Origin of the sequence: Micromonospora sp. AMSO1212t (genome assembly GCF_008868145.1) — a bacterium.
GTDB lineage: Bacteria > Actinomycetota > Actinomycetes > Mycobacteriales > Micromonosporaceae > Micromonospora > Micromonospora tulbaghiae.
The window spans coordinates 122,837-136,198 of the sequence record NZ_WBKS01000003.1 but is presented as its reverse complement, the minus strand read 5'-3'; the positions used below and the strand labels follow the sequence as shown (position 1 = coordinate 136,198).

The 13,362-nt window shown below is 73.7% G+C and carries 10 protein-coding genes; 6 read left to right on the top strand and 4 right to left on the bottom strand.

What is annotated here, in order from left to right; all coding sequences use genetic code 11:
- Positions 1-262 precede the first annotated feature (262 nt).
- The 4 genes from F8279_RS01910 to F8279_RS01895 are packed head-to-tail and all read left to right on the top strand — an operon-like array spanning position 263 to position 5,146.
- Positions 263-1,072 carry an ABC transporter ATP-binding protein gene (locus tag F8279_RS01910; protein ID WP_091425042.1) on the top strand — a complete coding sequence of 270 codons (810 nt, stop codon included), beginning with the start codon at positions 263-265 and terminating at the stop codon, positions 1,070-1,072.
- 28 nt (positions 1,073-1,100) lie between these two features.
- A complete protein-coding gene (locus F8279_RS01905) occupies positions 1,101-2,090 on the top strand; it encodes an iron-siderophore ABC transporter substrate-binding protein (protein ID WP_047891049.1) in 990 nt (329 codons plus the stop codon).
- 5 nt (positions 2,091-2,095) lie between these two features.
- A complete protein-coding gene (locus F8279_RS01900) occupies positions 2,096-4,198 on the top strand; it encodes an iron ABC transporter permease (RefSeq protein WP_091425044.1) in 2,103 nt (700 codons plus the stop codon).
- Between the two features lie 45 nt (positions 4,199-4,243).
- Positions 4,244-5,146, top strand: coding sequence for a siderophore-interacting protein (locus F8279_RS01895; protein WP_151498914.1), 903 nt, complete (start codon positions 4,244-4,246; stop codon positions 5,144-5,146).
- Between the two features lie 51 nt (positions 5,147-5,197).
- Here the strand turns inward: F8279_RS01895 and F8279_RS01890 are convergent, their stop codons facing one another.
- From F8279_RS01890 to F8279_RS01875, 4 genes are all read right to left on the bottom strand, one after another.
- Positions 5,198-6,982: an IucA/IucC family siderophore biosynthesis protein gene (locus F8279_RS01890; RefSeq protein WP_151498913.1), complete on the bottom strand. Its 1,785-nt coding sequence runs from the start codon at positions 6,980-6,982 to the stop codon at positions 5,198-5,200.
- Positions 6,979-7,563, bottom strand: coding sequence for a GNAT family N-acetyltransferase (locus F8279_RS01885; protein ID WP_151498918.1), 585 nt, complete (start codon positions 7,561-7,563; stop codon positions 6,979-6,981). Before F8279_RS01885 ends, F8279_RS01890 begins: the two co-directional genes overlap by 4 nt.
- Positions 7,564-7,673: 110 nt before the next feature.
- Positions 7,674-8,960, bottom strand: a complete 1,287-nt coding sequence (locus F8279_RS01880) for a lysine N(6)-hydroxylase/L-ornithine N(5)-oxygenase family protein (RefSeq protein ID WP_151498912.1) — start codon at positions 8,958-8,960, stop codon at positions 7,674-7,676.
- Positions 8,961-8,983: 23 nt separating this feature from the next.
- Positions 8,984-10,537, bottom strand: coding sequence for an aspartate aminotransferase family protein (locus F8279_RS01875; RefSeq protein WP_151498911.1), 1,554 nt, complete (start codon positions 10,535-10,537; stop codon positions 8,984-8,986).
- A 228-nt stretch (positions 10,538-10,765) separates the two neighbouring features.
- On the opposite strand from F8279_RS01875, the gene F8279_RS01870 reads away from it, so the two are divergent.
- Both F8279_RS01870 and F8279_RS01865 read left to right on the top strand, forming a co-directional pair.
- Entirely contained in the window at positions 10,766-12,808 is a 2,043-nt protein-coding gene (locus F8279_RS01870) for a penicillin acylase family protein (RefSeq protein WP_151498910.1), read from the top strand.
- A complete protein-coding gene (locus F8279_RS01865; RefSeq protein ID WP_151498909.1) occupies positions 12,805-13,362 on the top strand; it encodes a GNAT family N-acetyltransferase in 558 nt (185 codons plus the stop codon). Before F8279_RS01870 ends, F8279_RS01865 begins: the two co-directional genes overlap by 4 nt.

Here is a 13,362-nt window from a genome sequence, read left to right as displayed (position 1 = left end):
GATGTTGGCGGCCGAATCGGGGATCGTCAACGCCGTCTACTTCATGATCGACGGGTGTGGGGGTGGGGTGGGACCAGGAGCGCGGGCAGGGGCGGCTAGGTGGGGAGCGTCGCGGGTGGGGTTGTCGCAGCTGCTCGTGGTGCTCGACCGCGCGCCACGCGTCAGGTGCCAATGTGCGGCGGGCCGCGGAATCCGACCGAAGGACCGGCTTGACAGCCTGATCATCGCTTAGGTTAGCCTAACCTCCGTGACGAGCAGAACGGTGCGAGCCGACGGCTTGAGCGGCAGCGACCTGCGGCTGGGCTACCACGGCACGACGGTGGTGCACGACGCCGCCATCACTCTTCGGCCCGCGGCCGTGACCGCGTTGGTCGGCCCGAACGGCAGCGGCAAGTCGACGCTGCTGCGCGGGCTGGCCCGCCTGCACCCGCTGGAGCACGGCGAGATCGTGCTGGCCGACGGCACGCCGGCCCGGGCGCTGTCCGCCCGGGACTTCGCCCGCCGGGTCACGCTGCTCGCGCAGAGCCGACCCACCCCCAGCGGGGTGACGGTGCGCGACGTGGTCGGGTACGGCCGGCACCCGTACCGTCAGCGGTGGCGCGCGAACGACCTCGACGGACCGGCCGCGATCGACCGGGCCATGCGGGTGACGGGCGTCGACGCGATGGCCGGCCGGCCGGTCGACGAGCTGTCCGGCGGCGAGCTGCAACGGGTCTGGCTGGCCACCTGCCTGGCTCAGGACACCGCGATCCTGCTGCTGGACGAGCCGACCACGTTCCTGGACCTGCGCTACCAGGTGGAGATCCTCGACCTGATGCGCGAACTCGCCGACACCGCCGGCGTCGCCGTCGGTGTGGTGCTGCACGACCTCAACCAGGCGGCCGCCGTCGCCGACCAGGTCGTGCTCCTGCACGAAGGCCGGGTCCGCGGTGCCGGCACGCCGCACGAGGTGTTCACCGAGGCGGCGCTCACCGAGGCGTACGGCATCCGCGTCGAGGTGACGGTCGACCCGGTCACCAACCTGCTCTCCACTCGTCCCGTCGGCCGGCACACGACCCGCGTCTGCGCCTGACCGACTCCTGCCCACAGAAGAGAAACCGATGTTGCGTACCCGTCTGACCCTGCTCGCCGCCGCCGCGGCCAGCGCGCTGCTGATCGCCGGCTGCGGCACCACCGAGGAGCCCGCCGCCGCACCGTCCCCCTCCGACGCCGCGTCCACCGGCCCGGTCACCGTCACCGACAGCCGGGGCAAGACCATCACCCTCAAGAGCCCCGCCACCAAGGTCGTCGGCCTGGAGTGGGGCGAGGTCGAGATGCTCGTCGGTCTCGGCGTGATGCCGGTCGGCGTGGCCGACCCCAAGGGGTACGCCACCTGGGTGACCGCCGCCCCGCTCGACGCGGGCGTCAAGGACGTCGGCACCCGGGGCGAGCCGAGCGTCGACTCGATCGTCGCCCTCCAGCCGGACCTCGTGGTGATGGAGGCCGAGCGCGGCTCCGCCGTCGTCACCCAGCTGGAGAAGTACGTCCCGGTGCTGGTCACCAAGGGCAGCGACGCCTCCGACAACATCGGCCGGATGCGCGCGGACCTGAAGATGATCGCCACCGCGACCGGCCGGACCGCGCAGGCGGACAAGCTGCTCGCCGACTTCGACGCCGCGCTCGCCGACGGCAAGAAGAAGATCGCCGACGCCGGGGCGGCCGGCAAGCAGTTCGCCATCGCCGACGGCTGGAAGGAGGGCAGCACCGTCTCGATCCGGATGTTCGGCCAGGGCGCGTTCGTCTCCCAGCTCGGCATCCAGCTCGGCCTCAAGAACGCCTGGACCGGCAAGACCGACGAGATGTGGGGCCTGGGCCAGACCGACGTCGAGGGCATGAACGTCCTCAAGAGCCAGGACCTGCACTTCTTCTACAACGCCTCGGACGGCAACGACGTGTTCGCCGACGGCCTCGCCGGCAACGCGATCTGGCGCTCCCTGCCGTTCGTCCAGCAGAACAAGCTGCACAAGATGCCCAACGGCATCTGGACGTTCGGCGGCACGCTGTCCGCCAAGCAGTACATCGACGAGCTGGTCAAGGTCTACACGGCTTGAGCGCGATGACCGCCCCCGCCCCGCCGGGGCCGGCCACCCGGCCGGCCCCGGTCGGGCCGCCGCCCGCCCGGCGCAGCCGCGTCGCCGGCGCGTTCACCCTCGCCGCGGCGCTGCTCGTCGCGATCACCGCGGTGCACCTCACCCAGGGCACGTCGTCGGTGGGGGCGCTGGACCTGCTCCGGCTGCTCACCGGCGGCGACGACGAGGCCGCCCGGGTGCTCGTCGCCTCCCGCCTGCCCCGGCTGCTCACCGGCCTCGCCGTCGGCGTCGCGCTCGGTTTCGCCGGTGCCGCGCTGCAGTCGACCACCCGCAACCCGCTCGCCTCGCCGGACACGCTCGCGGTGAACGCGGGCGCGCACCTGGCGATCGTCTCCACCGCCGCGTTCGGGATCGCGCTGCCGGCGCTGCCCTCGGGCGGCCTGGCGTTCTGCGGCGGCCTCGCCGCCGCCTCCCTGGTCATGCTGCTCTCGGCCGGCGGCCAGGCCGCCACCACCCGGCTCATCCTCGCCGGCTCGGCCACCGCGATGGCGCTGGCCTCGGTGACCATGCTGATCCTGCTGCTGTTCGAGCAGTCCACCATCGGCCTGTTCGCCTGGGGCAACGGCTCGCTCGTGCAGGGCGACCTGGTCGCGTTCACCCAGCTCGCCCCCGTGATCGGGGTCGCCGCGCTGCTGCTCGTGGCGCTCGGGCACCGGCTGGACCTGCTCGCCCTCGGCGACGACACCGCCACCGTGCTCGGGCTCAACGTGCGCCGCACCCGGCTGACAGTGGTGCTGCTGGCGGTGCTGCTCTCCGCCGCGGCGGTCACCATGGCCGGGCCGATCGGCTTCGTCGGCCTCGGCGCGCCGGTGATCGTCCGGCTGCTCGGCAAGTGGGTGCCCGAGGTGCACCGGCACCGGGTCCTGATGCCGCTGGCCGGCATCGTCGGCGTGGTCATCGTGCTCGGCTCCGACGTGCTGCTGCGGGCCGTGCTCGGCGGGCAGGCCGGCGTCGACGTGCCGACCGGCGTGGTGACCACGCTCTTCGGCGCGGTGCTGCTGATCTGGCTGGCCCGCCGCCACCGCGACGCCGGGCCGACCCGGCAGGCGCCGGGCGGTCACGCCGCCGTCCGCTCCCGCGGCTTCGTCGCCACAGTCATCGCGGTCTGCGCGGTCGTCTTCACCGCCGCGCTGGTGCTCGGCATGCTCTTCGGTGACACCTGGGTGCTGCTGGGCGACGTCGTCAACTGGCTGCAGGGCCGCACCGGCCCGGCGTACACCTTCGTGCTGGACGCCCGCTGGCCGCGGGTCACCGCGGCGCTGCTGGCCGGCGCGGCGCTGGCCCTGGCCGGCACCACGGTGCAGGCGGTGTGCCGCAACCCCCTGGCCGAACCGGGCATCCTCGGCATCACCGGCGGCGCCGGCATCGGCGCGGTGTCGCTGCTGACGTTCGCGCCGATGGCCGGCGTGCTCGCCCTGTCCGGCGCCGCCGGTCTCGGCGCGGTCGCCGCGTTCGCGCTGGTCTACGGCCTGGCGCGGAGGCGCGGCCTCAACTCCGACCGGCTGGTGCTGATCGGGTTCGCGGTCTGGCAGGGCGGTACGGCGATCATCACGTTCATCGTGGTCTCGTCCGACCCGTGGAACACCGGCAAGGCGCTGACCTGGCTGTCCGGCTCCACCTACGGGCGTACCGCCCCGCAGGTGCTGCCGGTGCTGATCGCGCTGCTGATCGCGCTGCCGGTGGTGGCCGCCGTGCGCCGCGAGCTGGACCTGCTCGCGCTCGACGACGACACGCCCCGGGTGCTCGGCGTCCGGCTGGAACGCGCCCGGCTGATCGCGCTCGGCCTGGCGGCGCTGCTCACCGCCACCGCCGTGTCGGCGGTCGGCGTGATCGGCTTCGTCGGCCTGGTCGCGCCGCACGCGGCCCGCGCCCTCGTCGGCGGGCGGCACACCCGCGTCCTGCCGGTCGCGGTGCTGCTCGGCGCCACCCTGGTCAGCCTCGCCGACACGCTCGGCCGCAGCGTGATCGCACCCGCCCAGGTCCCCGCCGGTCTGGTCACCGCCCTGATCGGCACCCCGTACTTCGTCTGGCTGCTGTGGCGTTCCCGCGCCGCGGCAGCCGCCCGTTGACCCGTTCACCGACGCACCGCCCACCGGCCGTGAGAGGAATGACGCATGACCAGCACCCTGGCCGTCGCGCCCTGGCGAGTCTTCACCGTCGAGGTCCGCGCGCTACGCCGGCTCGGCCCGTCGTTCCTGCGGGTGACGCTCACCGGCCCGGACCTGGACCGGTTCGCCGACAACGGGTACGACCAGCGGATCAAGCTGGCCCTGCCGCCGGTCGACGGGGCGCCGGGGGAGCTGCCCGACGGGCCGGACTGGTTCCCGCGGTGGCGTGAGCTGCCGGACGGGCTGCGCAGCCCGATCCGCACCTACACGGTCCGGGCGGTCCGGCCGGAGGCGTACGAGGTGGACGTGGACATGGCGCTGCACGGCGACGGCGGCCCGGCCACCCGGTGGGCACGTCGGGCCCGCCTCGGCGACCGGATCGCCGTGGTCGGCCCGGATGCCGGGTGGGACGGCCCGCACGGCGGGGTCGAGTTCCAGCCGCCGGCCGGCGCCACGCTGCTGCTGGCCGGCGACGAGACCGCCGCGCCGGCGATCTGCGCGATCCTGGAGCGGCTGCCCGCCGACGCGCGCGGGCACGCGCTGGTGGAGGTGCCGGAGACCGGCGACGAGCTGCCCTGCCGGGCCCCGGCGGGCGTGACCGTGACCTGGCTGCCCCGCGACGGCGCCCGGCACGGCAGCCGGCTCACCCCGGCGGTGACGAGCCTGGCCGGCCGGTTGGTGCCCGTACCGGCCGGGCCGGTCGCCGCGCCGCTGGCGGAGGTGGACGTGGACCGGGACATCCTCTGGGAGGTGCCGGATCGGCCCGACGGCGCGCCGCTCTACGCCTGGCTGGCAGGGGAGGCGGCGGTGATCCGCGGCCTGCGCCGCCACCTGGTCACCGAGCGGGGCATGGACCGGTGCGCGGTGGCGTTCATGGGCTACTGGCGGGCCGGTCGCGCGGAGAACTGATCGTCCCCACCGCCGTTGAAGCGGGCCGGCGCCGTGCGCCGGCCCGCTTCGTCATCGGCGCGGCGCGTACGGGGCGAGCGGGTTGACCAGCGTGCCGGCGAACTGCAACGCGGCCGACGGGTCGGACAGGTCCACCATCTGCTGGTTGTTGCGCAGCTGGAGCCGGTTGAGGCAGGACAGCGTGAACTCCGGCGCGAACAGGTCGTGCCGGCGCATCCGGTCGGCCAGGTGCGGCACCGTGGCGGCGTAGTCGGCGGCGCACTCGGCCACCGTGCGCCAGAATGCGTCCTGGTCGAGCACGCCCTGGGTGTGCAGGGCGGCGCTCAGGTGCCGCAGGAAGCAGTCGAACACGTCGGTGAAGATGGAGAGGATCTTCTCGTCCTCTCCGATGGCGGCCCGGATCCGCCGCACCTGCTCCGGCAGGTCCGCGTCCGGGTCCATCACCACGATCTCCTCGGCGATGTCCTTGAACACGACCCGCTCCACCGCGCCGCCGTCCAGCACCAGGATGACGTTCTCGCCGTGCGGCATGAACGCCAGGTCGTGGGCGTACAGGCTGTGCAGCAGCGGCACCAGGTAGGCGTCCAGGTAGCGGCGCAGCCAGCCGGCCGGCGCCAGCCCCGACTCGTCGATCAGCGCCGCGGCGAGCGAGCGCCCGTCCCGGTCCAGGTGCAGCAGCGAGGCCATGGTGGCCAGCCGCTGCCCGGGTTCCAGCGCGGGGACCGGGCTCTCCCGCCAGAGCGCCGCCAGCATCTTCCGGTACGGGGAGTACCTGTCGGTGGCCGCCTCGTACTGCCGGTGGCGGTAGCCGATCGCGGCCCGCTCCCGGATGATCGACAGGCCGGTGCGCTTGAGCACCGGGTCGCCCTCGATCAGCCCGGCCAGCCAGTCGTTGATCGCGGGCGTCGCCTCCATGTACGCGGCGGACAGCCCGCGCATGAAGCCCATGTTCAGCACCGACAGCGCGGTCTTCACGTAGTGCTTGGCCGGGTCGCTGACGTTGAAGAAGGTGCGGATGGACTGCTGCGCGAGGTACTCGTCCGGCCCTTCGCCGAGGCAGACCAGCCGGCGCCGGGCCACCTCACCGGCGAACGTGACAGCCAGCTTGTTCCACCACTGCCACGGGTGCACCGGGACGAACAGGTAGTCGGCCGGGTCCAGGCCCAGCCCGGTGAGCGTGGCGGTGAACCGGGCCGGCGTCTGCTCGCCCAGCTCGGCCCGCACCAGCGTGTCGTAGTCCAGGTCGTCGGCGCAGGTGAACGTGGTGTGGTCGCGGTGCGCGGCGAGCCAGAGCAGCCGTACCGGCGCGGCGGCCTCCGGGGCGTACGCGTGGTATTCGTGCACGCCGAAGCCGATGCGGCCGTTGTTGGCCACGAAGCAGGGATGCCCCTCGGTCATGCCGGTCTCGATCGCCTGGAAGTCGGCGGCGGCCAGCTCGGCGGCGTTCAGCGCGGGCTTGGCGAGCTTGTACGCGGTCCCGGCCAGCGTGGAGGTGATCTCCTCCAGGTAGACCGGCAGGATCGCGTCGGTGAGGCCGAGCGCCCCGCGCAGCTCCACACAGAGGTCCACGGCGTCGGGCGGCAGGTCCGCGCCGTCGCGGCGGCGCACGATGCTGTCCGCGTCGACCTGCCAGTGATCCAGCGCCAGCCGCTGCGCGGCGAACCGGTACTCGACGGTGCCGTCGTCGCTGCGTACCAGCCACTGTCCCGGGCCGGCGGGCTCGGGGGCGATCAGGCGCTCGTGGGCGAACTCGGCGAGCGCCTTGCGCACCAGCAGCCGGTTGGCCGTCGCCCACGCCTCGGGGGTCAGGTGGTCCACGGATGAGCTGGCGTTCACGCCGGTGCCCCTTCCTCGCTGGTGGGCGCGCCGGTGGCGGCCCGGAACTGGTCCCGGGTGCAGACGCTGAGCAGCGCCTCCTTCTCGGGCTTGCGGATCGGGCCGACGACTGAGAAGCCGACTGCCGCGTTGAGCGCGTGCACGGCGGTGTTGCGCACGTCCGGCTCCACCACCACCCGGCGCGTCGCCGGGTCGGCGAACAGCCAGGCCATCACCGTGGTGATGACGGCACGGGTGAAGCCGTGCACCGGCGTGTCGGCGGGAGCGCAGAGGAAGTGCATGCCGACGTCGCCGGGCTCCGGGTCGTACAGGCCGACCAGCTCCACGCGGGCCGGGTCGTACCGCTCGGCCAGGAACGCCGCCGTGCCGCGCCACGATCCCAGGTACGCGTCGTGGTGCGGGTGGTCGGCGATGCGCCGGTACTCCGCGGCGACCGCGTCCACGTCGGCGTCCTGCATCAGCCAGAACGCGGACTTCGGGTGGGTGACCCAGCGGTGCAGCAGCGCGGCGTCGGCGTCCGGGTCCAGCGGGCGCAGCGTGAACTCGCCCAGCGCGTCGTCGACGCGGGTGAACGCGGTCATGCGGGGCCGGCTGGGCATGCGCTCGCGGCCCTCGCTTCGCTCGGTGCGCTCGCTCATGCGGGGCTGGCTGGGCATGCGCTCGCGGCCCTCGCTTCGCTCGGTGCGCTCGCTCATGCCGGCGCTCCGGCCGGGGCGCCGAACTCCTGGAACGCGATGGTCTTCTCCACCGGGTAGTGCTCCCGGCCGGTCATCTCCCGGATCAGCCACGAGTTGCGGTACGGGCCCATCCCCAGGTCGGGTGAGGTGATGCTGTGCGTGTGGGTGCCGCCGTTCTGGAGGAACACGCCCCGGCCGGTGTGGTCGACGCTGTAGTTGCGGGCCACGTCGAAGCGGCCGTGCGCGTCGAAGCGGAGCCGGTCGCGTACCGGCGCGAGGAAGTCCGGTACGCGGTAGTGGTAGCCGGTGGCCAGCACCAGTCCCGCCGTGTCGAGCGTGAACACGCGGGCCTGCTCGGTGTGGCGCAGCCCGAGCCGGTAGCGACCGTCGGCGTACGCCGCCTCGACCAGCTCGGTGTTGGTCAGCAGCCGGGTCGGCGCCGGGCCGTGCAGGCTCTTGGCGTACAGCAGGTCGTAGATGTCGTTGATCAGGTCGGCGTTGATGCCCTTGAACAGCGGCTTCTGTGCGGCCTCCAGCGCGTAGCGGGTCGGCTCGGGCAGCGCGTGGAAGTAGTCCACGTAGTCCGGCGAGGTCATCTCCAGCGTGAGCTTGGTGTACTCCAGCGGGAAGAACCGGGGCGAGCGGGTCACCCAGGTGAGCTGGTAGCCGTACGTGTCGATGTCGCCGAGCAGGTCGTGGTAGATCTCCGCGGCGCTCTGGCCGCTGCCGACGACGGTGATGCTGTCCTTGGCCCGCAGCGCCTCCCGGTGCTCCAGGTAGCGCGAGTTGTGGATCATGTCACCGCCCAGCCCGGCGCAGGCCGGCGGCAGGTAGGGCGGCGTGCCGGTGCCGAGCACGAGGTGCCGGGCCCGGTGGGTGACCGGCCCGTCCGGCGTGTCGGCGCGCACCACGTACCGGTCGTCGGCCTCGTCGTACTCGACGGCGGTGACGGCGTGCCGGAAACGCAGGTTCGGCAGCTTCCCGGCGGCCCAGCGGCAGTAGTCGTTGTACTCGGCGCGCAACGGGAAGAAGCTCTCCCGGATGTAGAACGGGTAGAGCCGGCCGGTCTCCTTCAGGTAGCTCAGGAACGAGTACGGCGAGGTGGGGTCCGCGAGCGTGACCAGGTCGGCGATGAACGGCGTCTGGAGCCGGGTGGATTCGAGCAGCATGCCGGGGTGCCAGTCGAAGCTGTCGCGGGCCTCCAGGAACAGCCCGTCGAGGTCGTCGATCGGCGCGGTGAGGCAGGCCAGGCCGAGGTTGTAGGGGCCCAGCCCGACGGCGATGAAGTCGTGGGTCGACATGTTCTCGTTCTCCTCGGCGGGGGTCAGACCGGGCAGGAAAGCTCGGCGGCGGCCGCGGTCCGGGCGTACCAGGCGGCGTGGTCGGCGATGAGGCCCAGCACGTGGGCGACGTCGTCCACTGTGGTCTCCGGGTTGAGCAGGGTGAGCTTCAGATGGTGGGCGCCGTCGACCCTGGTGCCGGCGACCAGGGCCGCGCCGGAGGCGGCGAGCGCGTCGCGGGCGTACAGGTTGGCCTCGTCGACCAGGTCGGGGGCGAGGCCGGCCGGCCGGTACCGGAAGACCACTGTGCTCAGTTGCGACGGCGCGGCCACCTCGAAGCGCGGGTCGGCGTCGAGCCGCCGCCACGCCTGCGCCGCGAGGTCGACGACCTGGTCGAACAGCGCGCCGATCGCGTCCGGTCCCATGATCCGCAGGGTCAGCCAGAGCTTGCACGCGTCGAACCGGCGGGTGGTCTGGATGCTCTTGTCGACCTGGTTGGGGATGCCCTGCTCGACCGCGCGGGCCGGGTTGAGGTAGTCCGCGTGCCAGGTGGCGTGGCGCAGCGTCCGGCCGTCGCGGACCAGCAGCGCGCTGGAGCTGACCGGCTGGAAGAACGACTTGTGGTAGTCCACAGTCACCGACGCGGCCCGATCGATGCCGTCGAGCAGGTGCCGGCGGGTGGGGGAGACCAGCAGCCCGCAGCCGTACGCGGCGTCGACGTGCAGCCAGACGCCCGCGGCGGCGCAGATGTCGGCGATCTCCGGCAGCGGGTCGATGGTGCCGAAGTCGGTGGTGCCGGCGGTGGCGACGACGGCCATCACCACCTGGCCGTCGCGGTGGCAGCGGTCGATCGCGCGGGCCAGCTCGTCGGTGCGCATCCGGCGGTTCGCGTCGGTGGGCACGGTGAGCACCGCGTCGGCGGCCAGGCCGAGCAGCTTGGCGGCCTTCTGCACGCTGAAGTGCCCGGCCGCGGAGGTGAGGATGCGCAGCCGGGAGAGCACCTGCGGCCGGTCCGGCCGGCCGGCGGCGCCGCCCACCACCGTGCGGTACGCCTCCTCACGCGCCAGCAACATCGCCTGGAGGTTCGACTGGGTGCCGCCGCTGGTGAAGACCCCGTCGGCGCCGGCGCCGAGCCCGATGCGCCCGGCCGTCCACTCGATCAGGCGCCGCTCCATCAGCGTCGCGCCGGCGCTCTGGTCCCAGGTGTCCAGTGAGGAGTTGACGGCGCTGAGCACCGCCTCGCCGAGCAGCGCCGGGATGACCACCGGGCAGTTCAGGTGGGCCAGGTAGCGCGGGTGGTGGAAGTAGACCGCGTCGCGCAGCCACACGTCGTGCAGTTCGTCCAGGGCGGCGTCGGTGTCGCCGAGCGGCCGGTCCAGGTCGATGGCGCCGATGAGCGGCGCCAGTTCGTCGGGTGTGACGCCGGTGAACGGCCGGTCCGCCTCGCCCACCCGGCGGGCGACCCGGTCGACGCCGCGTGCCAGCACGTCCCGGTACCGCCCGAGCGAGCCGGCGTTGAACAGGTGGTCGCGTGCCGTGGCGGCGGCGCGGCCGGTGTCGGTGGGCGCGGCGCCGGTCGGGCTCCCGATCGAACTCATGCGACTTCCCAGCGGTCGTACGGACAGGACGCGCGGCAACAGCCGCGGCGATGAGGTTAGGTTAGGCTGGCCTAACTATCAAGCACGACTCGGGGTGCTTTGTCCCGCATGTACCGCTGGTTGGCACCCCGCCCGCGTCGCGGTAGGGTCGCCCTCGGTTAGGGGAGGTTATCCTAAGTTGACTGTGGAACGGAACCGGCGCCCGGCGCGCCGAAACGGCGTGAGACCATGACGCACGTCGATCGCGACAGGTGGGGTGTGCCCCAGATGCGGGCCGCCGACGTCGACGCGCTCGCGCGTCTGCAGGGGCGAGTCGCCGCGCTGGACCGGGCCTGGCAGATCAGCGTCGAACGATGGCGCGCCGAAGGTCGCCTGGCCGCCCACGTCGGCCCGGCCGAGCTGGCGTGGGACCGGTTCGCCCGCCGCGTACGGCTGGACGACACCGCCCGGCGCTGCTACGAGCGGCTGGACCCGGACACCCGGCGGTGGGTCGAGGCGTACGTCGACGGGGTCAACTCCGGACTCGCCGAGGGCGCCGCCGCCGCGCCGGAGTTCGCCGCCACCGGCGCCGCGCCCGAACCCTGGCGGCCCTGGTCGCCGCTGGGCGTCTTCCTCGTCCAGCACGTGCTCTTCTCCACGTTCCCGAACAAGCTCTGGCACGCGCACGTGGCCCGGACGCTCGGCCCCGACGCGGCCGGGTTGTTCGCGGTCGAGGGACCGGCGTCCTCGGGCAGCAACGCCTGGGCGCTGCCCGCCGACCCGGCCACCGGGCGTGGCCCGGTGATCGCCGGTGACCCGCACCGGCTGCTCGAACTGCCCGGCGTCTACCAGCAGGTCCGGCTGGCCTGCCCGGAGTTCGACGTGGTCGGCCTCGCCTTTCCCGGCGTGCCGGGCGTGCCGCACTTCGGCCACACCGGCCACGTGGCGTGGGCCGTCACCAACGCGATGGCCGACTACCAGGACCTCTATCGCGAACGGCTGCGCCGCGACGGCGACCGGGTGCTGGTGCGCGACGCCGACGGCTGGACACCCGCCGCGCGCCACGTCGAGGAGATCGAGGTCCGTGGCGGCGCCCCGGAGACGGTCGAGGTGATCGAGACGCCGCGCGGCCCGGTGATCGACCACGACCGGGTCACCGGTGAGGCGATCGCCCTGCGCACCCCGAGCCGGGTCGAGGCCCGTCTCGGCTTCGAGGCGTTGCTGCCGCTGCTGCGCGCCCGGCGTACCGGCGACGTCGCCGACGCGCTGCGCCACTGGGTCGAGCCGGTCAACAGCGTGCTCGCCGCCGACACCGAGGGCGGTGTCCGCCGCCTGGTCGCCGGTCTGGTCCCGGTACGCGACGAGCGGTGCCGCCGGGAGCCCGTGCCCGCCTGGGAACCGCGGTACCGGTGGCGGGGCGACTACCTGCCGCTGGTGGACGAGCCGGTCGACGGTGTGGCGGTGTGCGCGAACGACCGCCGTGACGACGTGGCCGCACACGGCGCCGACTTCGCCCCGCCGCACCGGGCCCGCCGGATCCGGGAGCTGCTCGCCGAGGGCGCCGGGCCGTCCACAGTGCACACCGACGATCGGCTCCCGGCCGGACCGCTCCACCGCCTGCTCGACCGGCTCGACCCGGGCCGGCTCGACGAACCCGCCCGCGCGTTGCTGCTGCGGCTGCGCACGTGGGACCGGGCGATGGCGGCCGGCTCGGCCGAGGCCGGCGCGTACGCGGCCTGGCGGGCGGCGCTCGCCCGCCGGTTGCGCGTACACCCGAGGTTGCGTGCCCTGGACGAGCCGCGCGGATTCGACGAGCTGTTCGCCCCCTGGACCGACCCGGCGGCCCGGATCGGCCTGGCGCTGGACCACCTCGCCGCCCGGTTCGGCGCCGACCTCGCGGGACCGGCCGCCGAGGCGCTGGCCGAGGTGGCCGCCGGCCCGGCGCCCGGTGAGTGGGGGAGCCGGCACCTGCTGTACCCGGTGCACCTGGGCGTGGCCCCGGCGGTCACCGACGCGGTGACCGCGATGCGGCAGCGGGTGGCGCTCGCCGGTGACAACGACTGTGTGCTGGCCACCTCCAGCGTGCCGGGAGTCTCCGACGCCTGCTGGCGCGGCCCGGTGGCCCGCTACGTGTGGGACCTGACCGACCGGGCGGCCAGCCGCTGGATCGTCCCGTTCGGCGCCTCCGGGCGCCCCGGCGACACGCACTTCGCCGACCAACTGACCCACTGGGCCGCCGGGACGCTGATCCCGGTGCCCGCCGGCCCACTGACGGGAGACGAGACGACGTGATCCACCTGGAGCGGATCCCCGGCCTCGGCGAGCTGGCGCTGGAGCCGGTACGCCCCGACCGGCACGCCGAACTGCTGCACGGCTGGGTGGTCCGGCCGCGCAACCGGTTCTGGGGCATGGGCTCGCACACGGTCGACGAGGTACGCGAGATCTACGCGTTCGTCGACGGGCTGGACACGCATCACGCGTACCTGATCCGGCTCGACGGCGAGCCGATCGGGCTGTTCCAGACCTACCAGCCGGAGGCGGACCCGGTCGGCGAGCGCTACCCGGTGCAGCCCGGCGACGTGGGGACGCACCTGCTGCTCGACGCGCCCCGGCCGTACCCGGGTTCGCTGACCGGCTCGGTCTTCCCGGCCCTGATCCGGTTCCTGCTGCGTGACCCGGCCGCGCGCCGCGTGGTGGTCGAGCCGGACGTGCGCAACGACGCCATGCTGCGCCGGCTGCGGATCGAGGGATTCACGTTCGGCGCCGACATCGACATGCCGGACAAGCGGGCCCGGCTGGCGTTCCTGACCCGCGAGCGGTTCGAGGCGGATCACCCGGCGGCCTGA